Here is a 19,437-nt window from a genome sequence, read left to right on the forward strand (position 1 = left end):
TGCACACCTCCTTCGACCTGGACCGGGCCGCCGTCCTGCGCCTGGCCGCGCACGCGCTGCGTCCGGGCGGGCGGCTGCTGGTCGTCGACCACGGCTCGACTGCGCCGTGGTCGTGGAATCAGGATCCCGGCGTCCGGTATCCGAGCCCGCGGGAGGTCGCCGCGAGTATCGATCTGGATCCGGCGACCTGGATGGTCGAGCGAGCCGAAGCACCCCGCCGGATCGCGACGGGACCGGACGGCCGCACCGCCGAAGTCACCGACCACGTCCTGCTCATCCGCCGGACTGCCTGATCCCGAGGAAGGAGACCACCGTGCCCAGCACTGCACATCGCAAGCGCCACAGTGATTCCCGGCCGCCCCGGGCGGGGAGCAGCGAGATCGAAACCCTGCGCGCATTTCTCGACTATCTCCGGGCGTCGATTGCCGCGAAGGTCGACGGCGCCCCCGAACCACAGGTGCGAACGGCCGCGGTGCCGTCGGGCACCAATCTGCTCGGACTGCTCCAGCACCTGACGTGCGTCGAACGCTCAATGTTCCTGGGGGACAATGTGACCGACTGGCAGTCGACATTCCGGGCAGCAACGGCGGACAGCGTGGCCGATATTGTCGCCCGCTACCGGGAGACGGTCGAGCGGGCGAACGAGGTTCTCGACGGGTGCACGGATCTCGGCGCGCCCGTTCCACGGAAGGAGTCGGATCGCCCCGCTCCCAGCATCCGCTGGGCGCTCGTTCACATGATCGAGGAGACCGGCCGCCACGCCGGGCACGCAGACATCCTCCGCGAATTGATCGACGGCACCACCGGGCGCTGACCGGGACTACCGAGGAGTGGACGACTTCGGTTCGGCCGCATCGACTTCGAGGAGACGCGTGAGAATCTCGGTGAGCCGCTCGAGGTCCTCGGCGGGGAGACTTCGGATCGCCGGGGGCGGGCGCAGCAGGATGGTGTCGGCGGTTGCGATGGCGTTGTGCCCGGCGGCAGTGAGCGTGACCAGCTTGCGACGCCGGTCATCGGGGTGCGGTCGGCGTTCGACCAAGCCGTGAGCTTCCAATTTGTCGACGATCAGGGTTGCGTACGGGGCGTCGACGCCATTGGCCTCCGCGAGTTGGCCGAGGGTCCGCGGTCCGTCGCGAAGCTGGAAGAGGATCTTTCCGCGACCCCCGCCGAGGCGGAATCCAAGCGCCTCGGAGAGCTCGCCTCGGCGGTTGTGCGCCTCCACGAAACGGTGCATCAGGGCCCATGCCTGCTGGACCGGCTCGGCCGCCGGTCTCGCGGAGTCGTTCACCACGCGACTGTCCGGCCGAGGAAGTCGACGTAATGCAGACCGGGTTCCCCCTGCAGGGAGTCGATCGTCTTGACGATGTTCGGGATGCTCTCGTCGATGCCGTACCGGGCGTCCGGGCCGCCGAGTTCGGTGCGCACCCAGCCGGGAGCCATCAGGACCAGAACGCGATCACCGCTCTGGCGCGCCGCGTAGCTGCGCATGAACATATTGAGCGCGGCCTTGCTGCCGCGATACACCTCGTGGCCACCGCGCACATTGTCGGCGACGCTGCCCTGGCCCGAGGACATCGCCCCGATGGTGCCCGCGGGCTCGACACGGTCCTGCAGCGCCTCGATCACCCGCAGCGGGCCCAGCGCATTCGTGACCATGACGCGGTTGAACTCCTGGGTCGAGGTCTCCGCAACAGTGCCTTCCGGCTCGTTGGTGACACCGGCGTTCACGAACAGCAGGTCGAACATCCGGTCCGCCAGCCGATCGTGCAGCGCCGCGATCTGCGCGGGCTCGGTGATATCGACGGATTCGATCTCGATGCGCCCGGCGCTGGTATCAGCCAGGTCGTGCAGCGGGGTGCGACCCGAGCCGCGCACGGTGGCCACGACCTGCCAGCCGTTGCTCGCCCACTCCTGGGCCAGCGCGAGGCCCAGGCCGCGAGACGCGCCGATCAGAAGCACGCGCTTGCCGGGATCAGAGCTCTTATTAGCTGTAGTCATAGCAATCATTGTATGGGATATAATTAAATCTGTACAGCAGCTCCAGGCACACTGGAGGCATGGACCCCGTGGTCGCCCTGCGCCGGATCGCGTACTACAAGGACCGAGCCCGCGAGGACTCGCGCCGGGTGATGGCCTATCGCAATGCCGCCGATATCGTCGAGCGGCTCGACGATGCTCAGCGGGAGACGCTGGGACGGTCGAACGGCTGGCAGTCGCTGCCGGGGATCGGCCCGAAGACGGCCACGGTGATCGCGCAGGCATGGGCCGGGCGAGAACCGGACGCTCTGGTCGAATTGCGTTCCACAGCAAAGGATCTGGGCGGAGGAGCACTGCGGGCGGCGCTCAAGGGCGACCTGCACCTGCACTCGAACTGGTCGGACGGATCAGCGCCCATCGCGGAGATGATGGCCGCCGCACAGGCATTGGGTCACGAGTACTGCGCGCTCACCGACCACTCGCCCCGGCTGACCGTTGCCAACGGGCTGTCGCCGGACCGGCTACGGCAGCAACTCGACGTCATCGACGAACTCCGCGAGCAGTTCGCCCCGATGCGCATTCTCACCGGCATCGAGGTCGACATCCTCGACGACGGCTCGCTCGACCAGGAACCCGAACTGCTGCAACGGCTCGACATCGTGGTGGCCAGCGTGCACTCCAAGCTCAAGATGGATGCCGCCGCGATGACCAGACGAATGGTGCGTGCGGTCTCGGGCGGTCAAGCCGACATTCTCGGGCATTGCACCGGCCGGCTCGTCGAGGGCAATCGGGGCACCCGGCCGGAGTCGGCGTTCGACGCCGAGCAGGTGTTCACCGCCTGTCGTGATCACGGCACCGCCGTCGAGATCAATTCCCGGCCGGAACGCCGCGATCCGCCGACCCGCCTATTGCAGCTGGCACTCGATATCGGCTGCGACTTCTCCATCGATACCGATGCGCACGCGCCCGGCCAACTCGACTTCCTCGGGTACGGCGCGCAGCGTGCGCTGGACAGCGGCGTGCCCGCCGAGCGGATCATCAACACCTGGCCTGTGGACAAACTGCTGGCTTGGGCAGGGTCCTGACACCGGCGCGTAGCCTGTGAGGCGTGCCTCTCGATCACGGTGACCCGGGCGATGCCCCGTCCACTCCCCCTCCACTGACAGCCATCGCCAATGCTGATCGGCCGTCTCCTGCCGAGGAAGCCAGAACCGTTGTGGCGGCGACGAATACCGCCACGCTGGCAAGTCTGACGGCGGAGGGTGCGCCCTGGGCTTCCTTCGTCACCTACGGATTGCTCGATGGTCAGCCGGTGCTGTGTGTCTCGCGGATGGCTGAGCACGGTCGCAATCTCGCCGTTGATCCCCGGGCGAGCCTGTCGATCGTCAGCCCTGATCTGCCGTCCGATCCGCTGGCGGGTTCACGAGTCACATTGGCAGGCATAGTCGAACAACCACAGGGTGATGAGGCGGCCGCGGCTCGCGAGGCGCATCTGGCCGCCGTTCCGGCCGCCAAGTACTACATCGACTTCAGCGATTTCACGCTGTGGGTCATGCGAGTGGAGCGCGTGCGCTGGGTCGGCGGGTACGGCCGGATGGATTCCGCTACCGCAGCACAGTATTCCGCCGCAGCACCCGACACGATCGTGTCCGCGGCGGGCCGGGCCATCACGCACCTCAATGACGATCACGCCGATGCCCTGCTCGCCATGGCCCAGGCGCGCGGCGGTTACCCCGACGCGACGGCCGCCGTCTGCGAGCGCGCCGACCGCTACGGCCTCGACCTGCGTGTCACCACCCCGCGCGGCATCGCCGTCACCCGCATCGGCTACGTCTCGCCCCTCGATTCGGTCGGCGAACTCCGTGCCGCCACAGTCGAATTGACCCGGCTTTCGCGCGCGGAGTAGCAACGACCGCGCGCCGATCGAAGCTATCGGCTCGGCCCGTGCCGCCGCTGGTCGAGCATGCTGCCCCGGAAGTCGGCTCGCTACACGGCGATCCCTACGAGGTGGCCGATGCAGTAGGTCACCGCCATCGCGAGTGCCCCGCCGACCGCTATGCGAACGGTCGACGGAAGGGGCGCCGAGCCGCCCAGGCGCGCACTGATATTGCCGGTCAGAATGAGCGCGACCATAACCGCGGCGAATGTGACGGGTAGTCGGTCGGCGGCGGGCGGCATCAGAATCGCCAGCAAAGGCAGTAGCGCCCCGAGCGTGAACGACACTGCCGAGGACAGCGCGGCATGCCAGGGATTGGTGAGATCGTCCGGGTCGATGCCGAGTTCGGCCTCCGCGTGCGCGGCGAAGGCGTCGTGGGCGGTGAGCTCCTCCGCGACAGCCTGCGCGGTCGCCGCGGTCAGCCCCTTCGCGCGGTAGATAGCGGCGAGTTCGGCGAGCTCGGCCTCGGGCTCTTCGACGAGTTCACGACGTTCGGTCGCAAGGAGCGCGCGCTCACTATCACGCTGCGTACTGACCGAAACGTACTCACCCAGGGCCATCGAGACCGCACCGGCGGCCAGCCCCGCAATGCCCGCGGTAATAATCGGCCCGCGCTCGGAGGTGGCGGCCGCGACGCCGATCACAATGCCCGCGACCGACACGATGCCGTCGTTCGCACCGAGCACCCCCGCCCGCAACCAGTTCAACCGGGACGCCAGACTGCCCGTATGCGGCTCGGACGCATGCGGCGCGATCGGGTGTTCGGCGAGTTCTTCGCTCATAGCGGTGACCGTAACCAATTCCGCAGCAGCATTCCAGCAATGAGAGCCTCACCAAAGTGAGGTAATGCGTTGCATACCAAGGTATTTCAACCCTAACCTGCGGCCCGCCGAGCGCACTGCCGCGGACTCCCCACCGGCCGAGCGGGTTTGCCGAGTGTTCATCCTGCTGTGAAAACGACTGGTTGGGTGGGCACATTCGCCGATACAGTGCCGGGATGACACGTTTGAATCAGATTGTCGCCGTGGAGAAAGGGATCAAATCCCGGACCTTTTCCGAGCTCACCGAGGCCCATCACCAGCTGGCCAAGAACCCGCTGCTGAGCGGCATTTCGCGCACCTACCGTCCCAAGGACGAGGAGGGCGAGCAGTTGCCGCCCGAGTCGACGCGCGTACAGGTGAAGTCCGAGGGCGTTCTGGAGACCACCGCGGAGATCCTGACCAAACTGTTCGATGTGGTGGCAACCAAGGATTGGGCCAACTGCGCGGCGAAAGCCGATGTGGTGGTGGACGGCCGGACCCTGGTGAAAGACGCGCCCGTCACCTACCTGCTGTTCCTGGAGAAGCAGCTGGTGGATCTGCACACCTTCGTGCGCAAACTACCGGTGCTGGATGCCTCCGAATCGTGGGAGTACGACGCCTCCGCCGACTGCTACGCGACCGAACCGGTACAGACGGTGCGTACCAAGAAGATTCCGCGCAACCACGTGAAAGCCGAAGCGACAGAGAAGCATCCGGCGCAGGTCGAGGTGTATCACGAGGATGTGGTGGTCGGCTACTGGCGGACCATCAAGTTCTCCGGCGCGCTGCCGGCCAAGCGGGTGAACGACCTCACCGAGCGTGTCGAAAAGCTGCAGCACGCAGTCAAGTTCGCGCGCGAGGAGGCCAATAATGCCGAGATCACCCAGTTGAAGCCGGGCGAGGAGATCTTCGGATATCTGTTTGGCTGACCGGGCCGCCACCGTCTAGTGTCGGTGGTGCGCAATGAGCGCAAGCTGAATCAGAAGTTCAATGTGACAGGCCCAGCGGACAAGTGGAGGTTCGAACCCTCCCCCCGCCACTCGTGGCGGGGTAGCCCAATCGGCAGAGGCACCGCGCCTTCAAATTCACATTATCGCTCCAGAATCAGCATTCGCCGCCCAATGCCGAATCGAGAGAACGGATTGTCAACGTGGAGGTTGCGGGTTCAACTCCCGCCGGCTCAGCCACCAATGGGCCGTAGCTCAATCGCAGAGCACCGCGTTCTTGAGACTGAGTCCGTTCTTAAACGTGTCGGCATGTTGCAAATGGGCGGACACCGAGGCCCCGGGGCAGGCTAGTCCCCGGGGCTTCCCCATGTCTCCACCGTGGTGATCACCCCTTTTCCAGGCATATCCAACTTGTGACATAACAACATTTCACTAGTTTCCCGATTCCCTAGACAAGCGTCCAGTAGGTGCCGTTTACTCATACGCCAGATGGCCTGTCACCGCCGAGCGGGACAGGTCATCGATCGATGAGGAATCGGTTCCGGAAGCCCTGGAACCACCGGAAGGAAACATGCGCCACACTTCACGATTGCTCGCGGGAATCGCGGCCTCCACCCTGATCGTTGCCGGTGCCGGGACTGCTCTGACCACCGGAGTCGCGACTGCCGATACGTCGACCTGCTCGGTGACCAGCCATGCCAGCAAGAACGACATCAGCACGGTCGGTATTACACATGTCTATGACAAGACCGTCAGCTCCGGTTCCATCGGCGTCGGCACGACCGTCACCTACACGGACGTCATCGGCACCACCGGTATCGGTAATCCCTACGTAAACACCATTACCGATTACCCGCCGACCGGTTTCGGCGCGCCTGTCAAGGCATCCATTACCGCATATCACCTCGTCGGCGGTCAGACCTCCGAAGATGTGACGCCAGAACCGAACGCGGGTGGCTGGAAGGTCACCAGCACCGGCTGGTTCGTCAATTCGGGTAACCCCGTCACCCTGACCATCACCTATGCGGTGCCCTCCAGCGTGAGCGCCGGTCAGCTGGTCACCAGCGGTGGCATCGGCGTCGCGGGCACGGTCGGCGTCAGCAACAACCTGCCGAATCTGACCGCATGCTTCACCGCGCGCAGCGCCAATGCCGGTGAATCGCTGCTGGGCAGCCTGGGCAACAACGGCCTCGGCTCCTCGGACGGCCAGCTCAGCTCGACCGGTTCGGTCGGCGACATCCTCACCGGTGTGCTGAAGAACCTGATCGGCAGCTGATCTCTCCGACTGTGGCCGGCAACGCATTTCGCCGGCCACAGTCAGGGTGGGTGGACCCGCCCGGAATTCCGTCACTATCGAATATTTCCCGAGGATCATTTCTTGCTCGCGCGTAAACATGCGGTACTGATCGCCGCTTCCGCTCTCGCCCTCGCACTGTCGTCCGGCGCGCCGGGTTCCGTGGCTGCCGCCCACGCCGAACCGACCGTGTCGCATCTGGACCACATAGACCGCGCCGGGCAACGGCAGCAAACCTTTTACGTGTATTCGGCCGCGATGGACCGCGTGATACCGCTGCAAGTACTGACACCTTTCGATACCAGCGAACCGCGCCCCACCCTCTATCTGCTGAACGGTGCGGGCGGCGGCGAGGATATCGCGAGCTGGTACAACCAAACCGATATCGTGCAGTTCTTCGCCGACAAGAACGTGAACGTCATTACTCCTGCCGCAGGGGCCTTTTCGTACTACACCGATTGGCAGCGGGACGACCCGAAACTCGGCCGCAACCAGTGGGAGACCTTCCTGACCCGCGAGCTGCCGCCGATCATCGATGCGGCCCTGGGCACCTCGGGCGTCAATGCGATTGCCGGCGTCTCGATGTCGGCCACCTCGGTCCTGGATCTGGCGGGTACCGCACCGGACCGCTACCGCGCCGTCGGCGCGTACAGCGGCTGCGCATCCACCTCCGACCAGGCGGGCCGAACCTACATCCAATTGGTGATGGCCCGCGCAGGCGCGGATCCCAAAAACATGTGGGGCAGCGACGGCGACCCCGCCTGGCGCGACCACGACGCACTCCTCAATGCGGATCGCCTGCGCGGCAAGGCAATCTACCTCTCCAGCTCCAGCGGCCTGCCCGGCCCCGCCGAAGCCATCCTTCCCCCGTTCACCGTCGGCCAGGCCGCCACGAAAGTGAACCAGATACTCCTCGGCGGCCTCATCGAAGCAGCAACCAACTCCTGCACCCACCAACTCGCCGACCGCCTGAACCAGCTGAACATCCCCGCCCAGGTCGAATTCCGCCCCGCCGGAACCCATACCTGGCATTACTGGGAAGACGACCTCCACAAGTCCTGGCCGTTGTTCGCCGAAGCCCTCGGCGCAGCGTAGATCCGGCGACCCCAGGAGCCGGTCTGCAGCGTGGCATGGCGGCCCGCAGACACGCGGGGTGAGGTGCGGGAATGCGGGGACGTGCGAGCTTACGGGCGAAGCGCCAACCGGACTGGGCAGTTTCTTGGTATGTTCGGCGCGGTTCTCCTCCGCTTGCCGGATATTGGCTAGAACTCGGGCAGCAGCTCTGTGCGGGGGTGTGACCGCGAGTGCTGATGTGTTGCCGTCCCCGCGTTCTGGGGAAGAACTGCCAACCTATGTACGGTCTGAGCAAGGAGTGTGGGCCTTGTCATTTCGAACAACTCAGTCTTTCAAGACAGTATGCGCCGCCGCTGCATCGACCGTGGCCGTCGCGGCAGGATTGCTATCGACCATCGGCGCACCCGTGGCTGTCGCGGCGCCGAGCAATTGCCCGGACCTCAATGTGGTGGCCGTACCGGGCACCTGGGAAACCTCCCGCGACAATCCGCATCCGGGCATGCTGTCGCAGGTCACTCGCGGACTGCCCGGCAATGTGCGCACCGACTACGTCAGCTATGCGGCCACCGCCCTGCCCTGGGAAGGGGAGGTCTACGGCCGTTCGAAGCGGGAAGCCGTCACCACCGCACGCGGCATGATCGCCGATATGGCGGCCCGCTGCAGCGCAACGCGTTTCGCGCTGCTCGGTTACAGCCAGGGCGCGGACGCGGCCGGCGACCTGGCCGCGGAGATCGGCTCGGGGCACGGTGTGGTGCCGCCGGATCGAGTGGCGGCGGTCGGTCTGCTGTCGGATCCGCGGCGCGGACCCACCGATGCGCTGATCGGCCCGCCGGTACCCGGTGCCGGTGCGGGCGGCGAGCGCATCGGCGGCTTCGGGTTCTTGAGCCAGAAGGTGCGAACCTTCTGCGCGGCGGGCGATTTGTACTGTTCAGTGCCCACCGATGATCTCGCCGGCCGCTTCGCCGGATTCCTCACCCAACTGTCCGCACCCGATCCGCTCCAGGTCAGCAACTACCTGCTGACCGTCCAGTCGATTCTCGGCGAGGCACTGCTGCCGGGCGGCTCGGCCATCCTCTCCGCCTCCCCCGACGATCCCGCCGGCGAACAGTGGACCCGCCAGGTTCAGGAATTCCTCTCCTCCGGCGTCCACCAGTCCTACCCGCGCTACACGGTGGACGGCAATGGCGAAACAGCTACCGCATGGCTGCACAACTGGCTCTCCGATGTAGCCGACCAGCACCCCTGATAGACCGGACGAAAGCGGGGCCTGTCACCAATCCTGGTGACAGGCCCCGCTTTTCATGACAATGACATCCCGAGACCGCAGTTAGAACGACGGCAGCCGATCTCCCTGCACCAACTCGATGTCGAGCTCGACCTTCACGGTGGTGCCCACCGCGGCGATGCCCACCCGGACCACAGCGTTGTAGTCGATGGCGAAATCATCCCGGTACAGCAGGGTTTCGGCATGGAATGCCGCACGCACACCGCCCCACGGATCGGGACCGTGGCCGCCGTAGGTGACGGCGAGATCTACCGGGCGAGTGTGACCGTGCAGGGTGAGGTCACCCGGCATCACCCAGGTGTCGGCGCCGGTGCGGCGAAAACGCTTGCCGGTGAACGTGATCAGCGGAAAGCGCTCGACATCCAGGAACTCCGCCGAACGCAGATGATCATCACGCATGCCGATCCCGGTGTCCACGGTCGCCGCCTTGATTTCTGCGTATCCCGCTGACTGCTCGAAGGTTTCGGCAATATCGAGCCGCCCGCCGACCTCGGCGAAGCGCGCCTTGATCCCCGCGATCCCGAGATGCCGCGCGGTGACGATGACCGTCGAATGCATCGGATCGATCGTCCACGGCCCCGGCGGTGGCACCGCCACCGCATTCGCCTCCGGCACCAGCCGGATCTCACCGAGCGTGCCCGTGCCCGCCGCCGAGATGCGGGCGAGCTGGGCCACCGGCTGGTGACCGGGCGCGGTGATCACCGCGGTATGCATGCCCGGAGGCAGCGGATCGGTATCCGCCGCCCCGGTCGCACCGGCCACCGCACGGGCGAGCTGCTGCCCGGTCAGATCGGTGACGGTCAATACCGCGCCCGCCACCGGCCAGCCCTCCGCGCTGCGAATCTGTGCGGTGAGACCACTCATGACAACTCCGTGGACCGTTCGACATCGGATTGCTCGATGTTGTAGCCGAGCTGAACATCGTGGTCACCCTCGCCCCCGGTGAGGCGTACCCGGCTGGTCACCGGCGGATATCCGCGAGCGACGAGGGTGTACCCGCCCTCGATCAGATCGGTCACCGTGTAGCGACCCTGCTCGTCGGTGCGAGTGGTCCCGATCGGGGTGCCGTCCTCGTCGAGCACGGTGACCGAGGCGTCCGGCACCGCACGACCCTCGGCCCACACCTTGCCGGTCAGCACCGCCATGGCGGTCAGTTCGAGGTCGTACCGCAGCAGGCCGCTGTCGGGCACGACCAAGGCTGCGGCGGTCGGCCGCATGTGCTCGGCCGCGGCGACCAGCGTGTAGGCGCCCGACACCACGCCGAGGCAGACATACCCGCCATCGGGCCCGGTGACCGCCGCACCGACAACCTCGCCGCGCGGATCGGTCAGCGTAATCGTGGCGCCCGGCAACGGTTCTCCGCGTCCGGCCGTGCGCACGGTGCCGGATAATTCGCCCGACCCCTGCAGGACCAGGTCCCGCTGCTGCGGTCGGCTGTCGACCGTGACGTTCACCGCGGTGGGCAGATGCCCGCCCGCCGAGACGATCAGCACATAACTGCCGGTCGCAGGCGGCTCGATACGGTACCCGCCGCCACTGTCACCCGTGGTACGCGAAACCTGTTGCCCGCGTTGATCGATCAGCGTAACTGCGGCATTGGGCACGGGACGGCCGTCCTCACGCTGCACCCGCCCGCCGATCGAACGACCGGCGGCGGAGGCACTGACGACCGGCAGGGTCGCCGTCGCCGTGCCAGCCGAAACATGGTGCGCGCCAAAACCGTTGGTCGCGACAATCGGTCCTGCGGCGACAAGACCGTTGACCTGCGCAGCGTCATGACCGTCGGCGGTATGTCGTCCTGCGGCGGCAAGCACCGGTTCGGGCTGCGAGATCGCCTGTGCGGCACCCTCCCAGACCTGCTCCTCGGACCACTCGGCCTCGGCCGCCAGTTCGGGATCTGCGGGCACGGGCGGCACCGGCGCGGAATCCTGCAACGGAATCTCCTTCATGAACAGCAACACCACGCACGCCAGCAGTGCCACACCGGCGGCAACCCAGAACACGCCGTGCATCGCATTGGTGAAGCCGATCAGAATCGGATCACGCACCTGCGCCGGAAGCGCCGCGATGCCTGCGGTATTGGACTGCACGCTGCTGAGCTTCGACGCATCGAATCCGGGCGGCAGATGCCCGCCGAACGCGTCGACGATCTTGTTCGGCAGCAGATTGAACAGAATCGTCAGGAATACCGCGACACCCAGCGTGCCGCCGACCTGACGGAAGAACGTCGCCGACGCGGTCGACACGCCCATATCCGAACGCGGACCGGCATTCTGCACGGCAATGATCAGCGTCTGCATGCAGCCACCGAGGCCGAGTCCGACGATGCCGCTGAAGAGCAGCGGCTGCCACAGCGCGCTGTCGAAGTGCACCGTCGCGTACAGCGCGGCGCCACAGGCGATGATGAACGTGCCCGCCACCGGCAGAATCTTGTAGCGCCCGGTACGCCTGGTGACCTGCCCGGACGTCAGCGAGCCGATCATGATGCCCGCCACCAGCGGCAGCATCAGCAGACCCGCCTTGGTCGGCGAGAAGCCGCGTACCACCTGCAGGTACAGCGGGACCATCGTGATCGCGCCGAACATGGCGATGCCGACGATGAATCCGCCGACGATGCACACGGTGAACGTCGAATTCTTGAACAGGCGCAAGGGAATCAGCGCCGCGTCCTTCATCATGTGCTCGATGGCGACGAACAATGCCAGCCCGATCACACCGATGACGTAGCAGAGAATCGCCTTGCCCGAACCCCAGCCCCAGCCGCGCCCCTGCTCGGCGACGATCAGCAACGGCACCACGCAGATGGTCAGTGCCACCGCGCCGCCCCAGTCGACCTTCAACTGGCGCCGCTCCTGCGGCAGATTCAGCACCTTGGCGACAACGATCAGCGCGATAATGCCGACCGGCACGTTCACCAGGAATACCCAGCGCCAGCCCTCGATGCCACCGAGGTGGTCGAAGCCGGACAGCCAGCCGCCCAGCACCGGGCCGAGCACGGTGGCGATACCGAAGACCATCATGAAATAGCCCTGGTATCTGGACCTTTCACGTGGCGGGACGATATCGCCGATGATGGTCATCGCCAGCGACATCAGGCCGCCGGCGCCCAGACCCTGGAACGCGCGGAATCCGGCCAGCTCGTACATGGAGGTGGCGAAGGTGCACGCCGCCGAGCCGATGACGAACAGCGCGATCGCGGTGAGGAAGAACTGTTTCCGCCCGTAGATATCGGCAAGCTTGCCGTACAGCGGGGTACTGATGGTGGCCGTGATCAGGTACGCCGTGGTGGCCCAGGCCTGCTGATCGAAGCCGTGCAGACTGTTCGCGATCTTGACGATCGCCACGCTCACGATGTTCTGGTCCAGCGCGGCCAGGAACATCCCCAGCAGCAGACCGGACAGGATGGTGAGGATCTGCCGGTGCGACAGTTTCGGCGGGGCTACCGCCTGCACGTCCGGCGACGCCTCGAGAGTCGCAGATGTCATGTTTCGAAGCCCTATTTCGGATCGGTTGTCGTGGTAGTTCTTTCGATGTCGCTCACGAGTCGCTCGAGCAATCCGGTCAGCGTCGAACGGTCGGCTGCGGGCCAGTCCGCCAGGAAACTGGCGAGCCAGATATTGCGCAATCGGCGGTTCTCCGCGAAGACACGTTCACCTTCCTCCGTCGCCTTCAGCACGCACGCGCGGCCGTCGATCGGATCGGCTCGGCGTTCGACCAGACCGTGGCCGACCAGGGTTCTGGTCTGCCGGCTGATGGTCGAGATCTCGGCGTGCAATGACTCGGCCAGTTTCCCGGTGCGTTGCGGCCCGTCGTGGACCAGGCAGAACAGCACCGCGTACGCGAGTTGTTCCAGCCCGTCGGGGCCGTTCTTGACCACTCGGTGTTTAGACCTTCCGATGGCCCGCATGAGCCGAACCAGCTGTGCGCCCAGTAGATCGGCACCCTCCAGCTCGGTCGTCGCACTGGGATCACTGGCAACAGTCGCCATGATCGGCCCTTCTCTTTACCACTTATTTACTTAGCGAATACAACTACTTGCCTGCGCCAACTATACACAAAACGGGGCCATCGTTGAAGGGGTGCGGAGGATTCGCTACGGACTCGTGAACGTCATCGGATATCAAGGCTTACTCGCGAATTGAGCACTGCGGTCAGCGAGAGGCCGAACGTGCGCCGGAACGTCTCGCTCAGGTGCGACGGTGAGGCGAATCCGGCGTCGGCGGCGCAGCGGGTGAGGTCGTGACCGGCTTCCATGCCCACAAAAACCATCCGCACCCGAGCCCACTGCCGGTAGCGGCGGAATGTGGTGCCGGTGTGCGCGGCGAACATTCGCAGGAAGTAGTACTCCGACAGGCCCGCGGCGGCGGCCGCATCCTCGGCGCGCGGGTGCGCGGCCGGATCCGCGCGAATCTCGCGCACGATGACATCGATGCGAGGATCGATGGAGCGCAATGGTTTCGGGTCCGAGATCAGTCGCTGCAGGCTTGCGACACCTGCGCGCGCGGCAGCGATGAGGACGGCTTCCTCCGCCGGATCGACCGCACAGGGCCCGGCGCTCCCGGACAGGGCGCAGCCGGTCACCGCGCTGCCGGGTTCGGCGAAGAGCAGTGCGATCCGGCCCTCCGAGACAATCCGGTGCCGCACCCGGGCCGGGACGAAAACGCTGCTGGTGACAAAGGTTCCGTGCTCGGCGGTGTCCACGGTGAACGGTCCGTCCAATGCCAGTCCCAGGCAGGCGATCGCCGTGTCGTGCATGCCGACACCCAGATCCGGACCGAGGTACCCGACATGCCGGGGCCGCATCCACAGCACGGGCGCCGCACCGCAGGTTTGTGAAAGCGCGGCAACGGTCATATCGACCAGGCTAATCGGGCCCGGCGCAGTCGGTGCGAGCAGCAATGACAGGGAGCTGAGCGGATATGACAACCCAGGGAGAAACAGCGAAGCCGAGCTGGCAGACGAGAGCGGTCACAGCACTGTTGCAGGCTTCGGGCGGGCGCAAGCTGCTCGGCGATCCGGCACTGGTGCACGCGGCGCTGGAGAAGCGCGACCGGAAGGTCGAAGAGGTTCGCCCCCCGGCATTCCTGAACAAAGCCGCGACCGCCACCCGGGAAGACCTCGGCGGCTGGCCGGTATACCGGATCACGCCGACCACCGGTCCCACCGACGTCACCGTCGTCTTTCTGCACGGCGGCGGCTTCTTCCGCGAAATCGTGCGCCCACACTGGAGTTTCGTCCGAGACCTCGCCGCCGCCGTGCCCGCGGAGTGCGTGGTCCCCATCTATCCGCTTGTCCCCCATGGCCACGCCGCCGAAATGGTCGCCACCACCGCCGCGATCCTCGCCCGCACGATCGAGCAGCGGGGATCGGGAAAGACTGTGGTGATGGGCAATTCGGCCGGCGGCGGCCTGGCGCTGGCGGCAACGCAGGTACTACTGGAGCAGGGCGGGCCGCAACCCGACCGAGTCGTGCTGATCTCCCCCTGGCTCGACGTCACCATGACCGACCCCACGCTGCCCGCCCTCGAACGGGACGACCCCTTCCACCAAATCCCCGGCCTGCTCGAAATCGGCCGCCTCTACGCCGGCGACCTCGACCCCCGAGACCCCCGCGTCAGCCCGCTCCGCGGCCACATCGAAGGCCTCCCACCCCTCACCGTCTTCTGCGGCACCCGCGAAATGACCGTGGCCGACACCCGGACCCTGGCCCGTCGCGCCGCGGCCGCCGGCACCCCGATCGACTACCACGAGGGCCCGGCGCTCCCCCACAACTACGCCCTCATGCCGTCCCCCGAAGGCCGGGCGGCTCGCAAAGTCATCGTCGACGCCTGCCGCGCTCCGCATCATGTGTCGGCAGCCGACCCGAAACCCAGCCCGCACAACGCCGGGCGATAACGGTCGGCAACCCGAGTCGCCATTCCGGCGAGAATCGCACTTTTCTCTCGACGCTCGTCTCGAGCGACTGCTATTTTCAATGTGACAATGTCCCAGACATTGTCACATTGCTTCTAGCCGAACAGCGTGTGGCACAACGGCACACCGCGTTCGCGAATCGCGAGAGATACACATATGGCTGATTCAGGGCTCTCCCGCCGGACACTGCTCCGCCGCGCGGCCGCGGGTGCGGTTGTCGCAAGTACCTCGTTCCGGCGGGCGGGCGCCGCACCGCCGGGACGGCGAGTTGCGGTGCTGGGCGGGGGAATTGCGGGCCTGACCGCAGCGCACGAGCTCATCGAGCGCGGCTTCGAGGTGACCGTCTACGAGCGGCGAATGCTCGGCGGGAAGGCGCGCAGTATGGATACCGATCTGCCGGTGACCGCTGGCCGCCGCCCGCTTCCCGGGGAACACGGGTTCCGGTTCTTCCCCGGCTTCTATCGCCATGTGCCGGAAACCATGCGCCGAATACCGTTCCCGGGCAATAGGAATGGCGTGTGGGACAACTTCGTTCCGGTGCTCACCGCGACGGCGGCGATCGACGGGCCGAACCTGACCGCGCCGTTCGAACTCAGCCTCGATGCCATCGGAAAGTCCGTTGCCACACCCGAATTGCTGCTGGACACCCTGCTCGGCGGGCTGACCTACGTACCCCGGGTGCCGTACCTCGAGCTGCTGGGCTTCGCGCAGCGGCTGCTGACCTACTTCACCAGTTGCGACGAGCGGCGGATCGGGCAGTGGGAACGTATGGCGTTCCTCGACTTCGCGCGAGCGCGGGGTGCGGATCCGAACTATTTGTTCGTGATCTCCACTGTCACCCGCACGCTGGTCGCGGCGAAGGAGAATCTGGCCAGCGCGAACACCATCTGCAAAGTGGCCGAGTCGTTCCTGCTCGCGCTGATCGATCGTAATGCCGACGGTGCGCCGGACCGGGTGCTGAACGCGCCGACCAATGAGGCCTGGATCGATCCCTGGGTGGACTACCTGAAGCAGCGTGGCGTGCGGTTCGAGGTCGGCAGCGAGGTGCAGGGTCTGGAAGTCGCTGGTGGACAGATCAGTTCGGCGGTCGTGCGCTCGGCGGGCGGGGCGACCTCGAGGGTAGCGGCGGACTATTTTGTCGCCGGACTGGCCGCCGAACAAGTGGTGCGGCTGTGGAGTCCCGAAGTGCTGGCGCTGGATCCGGACCTGGAGCGGATCAATCAGCTGTTCGTGGATTGGATGACGGGCATCCAGTTCTATCTGCGCACCGACAATCCGATCTCGGCGGGGCATATCGGTTTCATCGAATCACCCTGGCGGCTCACCGGAATCAACCAGGCGCAGTTCTGGAAGGGCCGCGATATCGCGCGCGACTACGGCGACGGCGAAGTCCGCGACATTCTGTCGGTCGACATCTCCGACTGGGACGCCCCCGGCATGCTGTACGGCAAGCCCGCCAAACAGTGCAGCCCCGACGAAATCGCCAGGGAGACTTGGGCTCAGATCATGAAGACCCAGTCGGGCCGACTGCTGCTGCCCGACAAACTCCACGACAGCGACCTGCACTCCTGGTTTCTGGACCCGGGCATCCACTGGGACCCGGACGCCGGCGTCAACTCCAATGACGATCGGCTGCTGGTGAATACGGCCGGATCGTGGGACAACCGCCCGACCGGCGCCACCGGAATCCCGAATCTCTTTCTGGCCGGGGACTATTTGCGCACCAATGTCGATCTGGCCACCATGGAGGGTGCCAATGAAGGCGGGCGAATGGCGGCCAACGCGGTGCTCGATGCCGCAGGCTCCTCCGCCCCGCGAGCGGCACTGTTCCCGCATGTTTCCATTGCGGAGTTCGACGGAGCGCGTGCCCTGGATCGGGACCGCTGGTTCGCCGGCCAGCCGAACCTGTTCGACCTACCGTGAATCTGCTCCGCTTATGCGCGCTCGTCCTCGGCGGATTGCGCAATCCCGTGCAGCACAAGCGGAACGATGGCAGCGCGCACGAATCCGCGCGCCTGTTCCGCATCCGAGAAATCCACACCGCCCACCGGAGTGAGCAGCAGCGAGTGCGCGAATCGAGCGAGCAACTCGGCAACCGGACGCGGATCGTACCGGTCGATCACCCCGCGCTGCTGCGCCGCCTCGAGCACGCCCGTTATGTAGTCGATCCCGAGCCCGACGCCGACTTCCCCACGCACCGTGTAGAACTGGAGAATCTCCTCGGGCGCAACCTCGAGCAACTGCCTCACCAGCGGATGCTGACGAGTCTGCTGAATGACGTAGAGCACCGTCTCCTCGATCTGAGCCGGCACCCCCTCGGTAGCCGACCCGATCTCTGAAACCCCCTGCAACACACGCTGATTCTCCCGAACCAGCACCGCGTCGACCAACTTCTCCTTACTACTGAACCGCCGATAGATAGTCATCCGATTGACCCCGGCCCGCCGAGCGATGTCATCCAAACTGCTCCGCCGAATCCCCACCTGAAGTATCCGCGCCAGCGCGGCATCAAGGATCTTCTCCCCGGTCTCATCGCGCGCGGAATCCATGTAGCAATGTTACGGGACCTGCCACATCGCACAGCGCCGCCGCAGCACAGAGCGGGCGGCGACGCCTGGATACCGAACCTTCTGATTACAGCAGGCGCCTTTCAAGCACGGCTGCCGCTTGTGGCGTCGGCGCGATCAGGTGCGCCCAACTGGGGGTAGGTCGGGTACTCGATGCCCGAGATGTACTGCACCGTGCGGACCACCTGGCACGAATAGCCGAATTCGTTGTCGTACCAGAGATAGAGGATCGCGGTGTCGCCGTCGACGATGGTGGCATTGGCGTCGACGATCGATGCCGCGCGGGATCCGATGAAATCGCTCGAGACCACATCGGTGGCCGCGGTGTAGTCGAGATTGCGGCTCAACGGACCGGACAGCGATACCTGACGCAGGTAGTCGAGCACTTCGCTCTTCGTGACCTCCCGCTCGAGCTGCAGGTTCAGAATCGCGACCGAAACATCCGGTGTGGGAACGCGAATCGAGTTGCCGGTGATCTTGGCCTTGAAGTCCGGCATCGCCTTCGCGACCGCGGACGCGGCGCCGGTTTCGGTCAGCACCAGGTTGAACGGCGCGGAGCGGCCACGACGGTCGGCCGGGTGATAGTTGTCCAGCAGGTTCTGGTCATTGGTGAAGGAGTGCACCGTCTCCACATGACCGCGGACGATGCCGTACTCGTCGTCCATCGCCTTGAGCGGCGGCACGATCGCATTGGTCGTGCACGAGGCGCACGAGACGATCTGCTCGGACAGATCCACATCGAGGTGATTGACGCCGTGCACGATATTCGGCACGTCGCCCTTGCCGGGCGCGGTGAGCAGGACCTTGGCGATGCCGGGGCGCAGGTGCTGCTCCAGGCCCTGACGGTCACGCCATTTACCGGTGTTGTCGATCAGGATCGCGTTATTGATCCCGAACTCGGTGTAGTCGATCGTGGCCGGATCATCGCTGTAGATGAACCTGATGACATTGCCGTTGGCGATGATCGCGTTATTGCCGGCGTCGACCTTGATCGTTCCGTTGAACTGCCCGTGCACCGAATCCCGGCGCAGCAGGGACGCGCGCTTGGCCAGATCATCGGCACCGCCCTTGCGCACCACCACGGCCCGCAGGTTCAGCCCGTTGCCGGACCCGGTCTTCTCGATCAGCAGACGCGTGACCAGACGGCCGATACGCCCGAAGCCGTACAGCACCACGTCCCGCGGGCCCTGCGACGCGGCCTTGTTGCCATCGGTCACATCGGCCAGCACCGCGGCGGTGAACTCGGGAATCGACAGGCCGCGATCGTCGGCGCGATAGGCCATGACCACACGACCGAGGTCGATCTTGCACGGACCCAGATCCAGCCCACTGAGCACCTCGAGGATCGGCAGGGTCTCGTCGATCGACAGTTCCTCACCCTCGATCTGCCGCGCGAAACGGTGCGTCCGCAGAATGCTGATCACCGATTTGTTCACCAGCGACCGGCTGTGCAGAAGGATGGTCACCCCCTTCTCGCGATACAGCCTTCCGATGATCGGAATCATCGCCTCCGCCGAGGCTTCGTGAGCGTTCCAGCGGTCAAGATGGTCGTTAGTCAACACACGTCCTCGGGGTTTCCTAGATCTGTTCGACCACCCGATGTTATCCAGCGCCGCACTATCACAAAGCCCCGCTACCCCGCGGT

General features: G+C 65.7%; 18 protein-coding genes and 1 pseudogene. 10 read left to right on the top strand and 9 right to left on the bottom strand.

Annotated elements, in window-relative coordinates; translation table 11 throughout:
- Both JWN03_RS04090 and JWN03_RS04095 read left to right on the top strand, forming a co-directional pair.
- Positions 1-293 (top strand): annotated as a pseudogene (locus JWN03_RS04090) (class I SAM-dependent methyltransferase); the annotation flags it as partial.
- Positions 294-313: 20 nt separating this feature from the next.
- Positions 314-814 (top strand): DinB family protein, encoded by a 501-nt coding sequence (locus JWN03_RS04095; RefSeq protein ID WP_297609883.1) that lies wholly within the window; start codon positions 314-316, stop codon positions 812-814.
- 6 nt (positions 815-820) lie between these two features.
- On the opposite strand, the gene JWN03_RS04100 is transcribed toward JWN03_RS04095, so the two are convergent.
- Positions 821-1,288: a MarR family winged helix-turn-helix transcriptional regulator gene (locus JWN03_RS04100; RefSeq protein ID WP_297609885.1), complete on the bottom strand. Its 468-nt coding sequence runs from the start codon at positions 1,286-1,288 to the stop codon at positions 821-823.
- Complete coding sequence (locus JWN03_RS04105) at positions 1,285-1,998, bottom strand: SDR family NAD(P)-dependent oxidoreductase (RefSeq protein WP_297609887.1); 714 nt, start codon at positions 1,996-1,998, stop codon at positions 1,285-1,287. The genes JWN03_RS04100 and JWN03_RS04105 overlap by 4 nt, the downstream gene beginning before the upstream one ends.
- Positions 1,999-2,057: 59 nt before the next feature.
- Between JWN03_RS04105 and JWN03_RS04110 the strand changes: the two genes are divergently transcribed.
- Both JWN03_RS04110 and JWN03_RS04115 read left to right on the top strand, forming a co-directional pair.
- Complete coding sequence (locus JWN03_RS04110) at positions 2,058-3,062, top strand: PHP domain-containing protein (protein WP_297609890.1); 1,005 nt, start codon at positions 2,058-2,060, stop codon at positions 3,060-3,062.
- A 23-nt stretch (positions 3,063-3,085) separates the two neighbouring features.
- Positions 3,086-3,883, top strand: coding sequence for a HugZ family pyridoxamine 5'-phosphate oxidase (locus JWN03_RS04115; RefSeq protein ID WP_297609892.1), 798 nt, complete (start codon positions 3,086-3,088; stop codon positions 3,881-3,883).
- 80 nt (positions 3,884-3,963) lie between these two features.
- On the opposite strand, the gene JWN03_RS04120 is transcribed toward JWN03_RS04115, so the two are convergent.
- Entirely contained in the window at positions 3,964-4,695 is a 732-nt protein-coding gene (locus tag JWN03_RS04120) for a VIT1/CCC1 transporter family protein (protein ID WP_297609895.1), read from the bottom strand.
- Between the two features lie 215 nt (positions 4,696-4,910).
- On the opposite strand from JWN03_RS04120, the gene JWN03_RS04125 reads away from it, so the two are divergent.
- The 4 genes from JWN03_RS04125 to JWN03_RS04140 all read left to right on the top strand — a co-directional run bounded on the left by JWN03_RS04125 (position 4,911) and on the right by JWN03_RS04140 (position 9,274).
- Positions 4,911-5,642 carry a DUF7873 family protein gene (locus JWN03_RS04125; RefSeq protein WP_297609898.1) on the top strand — a complete coding sequence of 244 codons (732 nt, stop codon included), beginning with the start codon at positions 4,911-4,913 and terminating at the stop codon, positions 5,640-5,642.
- Between the two features lie 589 nt (positions 5,643-6,231).
- Positions 6,232-6,936 carry a hypothetical protein gene (locus tag JWN03_RS04130; RefSeq protein ID WP_297609901.1) on the top strand — a complete coding sequence of 235 codons (705 nt, stop codon included), beginning with the start codon at positions 6,232-6,234 and terminating at the stop codon, positions 6,934-6,936.
- A gap of 102 nt (positions 6,937-7,038) precedes the next feature.
- Entirely contained in the window at positions 7,039-8,049 is a 1,011-nt protein-coding gene (locus JWN03_RS04135) for an alpha/beta hydrolase (protein ID WP_297609904.1), read from the top strand.
- 286 nt (positions 8,050-8,335) lie between these two features.
- Positions 8,336-9,274, top strand: coding sequence for a cutinase family protein (locus JWN03_RS04140; RefSeq protein WP_297609907.1), 939 nt, complete (start codon positions 8,336-8,338; stop codon positions 9,272-9,274).
- Between the two features lie 81 nt (positions 9,275-9,355).
- On the opposite strand, the gene JWN03_RS04145 is transcribed toward JWN03_RS04140, so the two are convergent.
- The 4 genes from JWN03_RS04145 to JWN03_RS04160 all read right to left on the bottom strand — a co-directional run bounded on the left by JWN03_RS04145 (position 9,356) and on the right by JWN03_RS04160 (position 14,167).
- Complete coding sequence (locus tag JWN03_RS04145) at positions 9,356-10,177, bottom strand: YceI family protein (protein WP_297609910.1); 822 nt, start codon at positions 10,175-10,177, stop codon at positions 9,356-9,358.
- The gene (locus JWN03_RS04150) at positions 10,174-12,798 is read right to left on the bottom strand and encodes an MFS transporter (protein WP_297609913.1); all 2,625 of its coding nucleotides are present in this window, start codon (positions 12,796-12,798) and stop codon (positions 10,174-10,176) included. Before JWN03_RS04150 ends, JWN03_RS04145 begins: the two co-directional genes overlap by 4 nt.
- Before the next feature lie 11 nt (positions 12,799-12,809).
- Positions 12,810-13,301 (bottom strand): MarR family winged helix-turn-helix transcriptional regulator, encoded by a 492-nt coding sequence (locus JWN03_RS04155; RefSeq protein ID WP_297609916.1) that lies wholly within the window; start codon positions 13,299-13,301, stop codon positions 12,810-12,812.
- Between the two features lie 122 nt (positions 13,302-13,423).
- Positions 13,424-14,167, bottom strand: a complete 744-nt coding sequence (locus JWN03_RS04160) for an AraC family transcriptional regulator (RefSeq protein ID WP_297609919.1) — start codon at positions 14,165-14,167, stop codon at positions 13,424-13,426.
- A 65-nt stretch (positions 14,168-14,232) separates the two neighbouring features.
- On the opposite strand from JWN03_RS04160, the gene JWN03_RS04165 reads away from it, so the two are divergent.
- Positions 14,233-15,207, top strand: coding sequence for an alpha/beta fold hydrolase (locus JWN03_RS04165; RefSeq protein ID WP_297609922.1), 975 nt, complete (start codon positions 14,233-14,235; stop codon positions 15,205-15,207).
- Positions 15,208-15,381: 174 nt separating this feature from the next.
- Positions 15,382-17,148, top strand: coding sequence for a hydroxysqualene dehydroxylase (locus JWN03_RS04170; RefSeq protein WP_297609925.1), 1,767 nt, complete (start codon positions 15,382-15,384; stop codon positions 17,146-17,148).
- Positions 17,149-17,159: 11 nt separating this feature from the next.
- On the opposite strand, the gene JWN03_RS04175 is transcribed toward JWN03_RS04170, so the two are convergent.
- On the bottom strand, positions 17,160-17,774 hold the full coding sequence (locus JWN03_RS04175) for a TetR/AcrR family transcriptional regulator (RefSeq protein ID WP_297609928.1): 615 nt from the start codon (positions 17,772-17,774) through the stop codon (positions 17,160-17,162).
- A 101-nt stretch (positions 17,775-17,875) separates the two neighbouring features.
- Complete coding sequence (locus JWN03_RS04180) at positions 17,876-19,351, bottom strand: glyceraldehyde-3-phosphate dehydrogenase (protein WP_297609931.1); 1,476 nt, start codon at positions 19,349-19,351, stop codon at positions 17,876-17,878.
- Positions 19,352-19,437: the final 86 nt, after the last annotated feature.

Source organism: Nocardia sp. (genome assembly GCF_025465275.1).
Lineage (GTDB): Bacteria > Actinomycetota > Actinomycetes > Mycobacteriales > Mycobacteriaceae > Nocardia.

Excerpts from the sequence above, each read along its gene's own strand:
- JWN03_RS04175 (WP_297609928.1), bottom strand. The coding sequence starts at position 17,774 with ATGGATTCCGCGCGCGATGAGACCGGGGAGAAGATCCTTGATGCCGCG.
- JWN03_RS04130 (WP_297609901.1), top strand. The coding sequence starts at position 6,232 with ATGCGCCACACTTCACGATTGCTCGCGGGAATCGCGGCCTCCACCCTG.
- JWN03_RS04165 (WP_297609922.1), top strand. The coding sequence starts at position 14,233 with ATGACAACCCAGGGAGAAACAGCGAAGCCGAGCTGGCAGACGAGAGCG.
- JWN03_RS04170 (WP_297609925.1), top strand. The coding sequence starts at position 15,382 with ATGGCTGATTCAGGGCTCTCCCGCCGGACACTGCTCCGCCGCGCGGCC.
- JWN03_RS04155 (WP_297609916.1), bottom strand. The coding sequence starts at position 13,301 with ATGGCGACTGTTGCCAGTGATCCCAGTGCGACGACCGAGCTGGAGGGT.
- JWN03_RS04120 (WP_297609895.1), bottom strand. The coding sequence starts at position 4,695 with ATGAGCGAAGAACTCGCCGAACACCCGATCGCGCCGCATGCGTCCGAG.
- JWN03_RS04110 (WP_297609890.1), top strand. The coding sequence starts at position 2,058 with ATGGACCCCGTGGTCGCCCTGCGCCGGATCGCGTACTACAAGGACCGA.
- JWN03_RS04160 (WP_297609919.1), bottom strand. The coding sequence starts at position 14,167 with ATGACCGTTGCCGCGCTTTCACAAACCTGCGGTGCGGCGCCCGTGCTG.
- JWN03_RS04125 (WP_297609898.1), top strand. The coding sequence starts at position 4,911 with ATGACACGTTTGAATCAGATTGTCGCCGTGGAGAAAGGGATCAAATCC.
- JWN03_RS04145 (WP_297609910.1), bottom strand. The coding sequence starts at position 10,177 with ATGAGTGGTCTCACCGCACAGATTCGCAGCGCGGAGGGCTGGCCGGTG.
- JWN03_RS04150 (WP_297609913.1), bottom strand. The coding sequence starts at position 12,798 with ATGACATCTGCGACTCTCGAGGCGTCGCCGGACGTGCAGGCGGTAGCC.
- JWN03_RS04105 (WP_297609887.1), bottom strand. The coding sequence starts at position 1,998 with ATGACTACAGCTAATAAGAGCTCTGATCCCGGCAAGCGCGTGCTTCTG.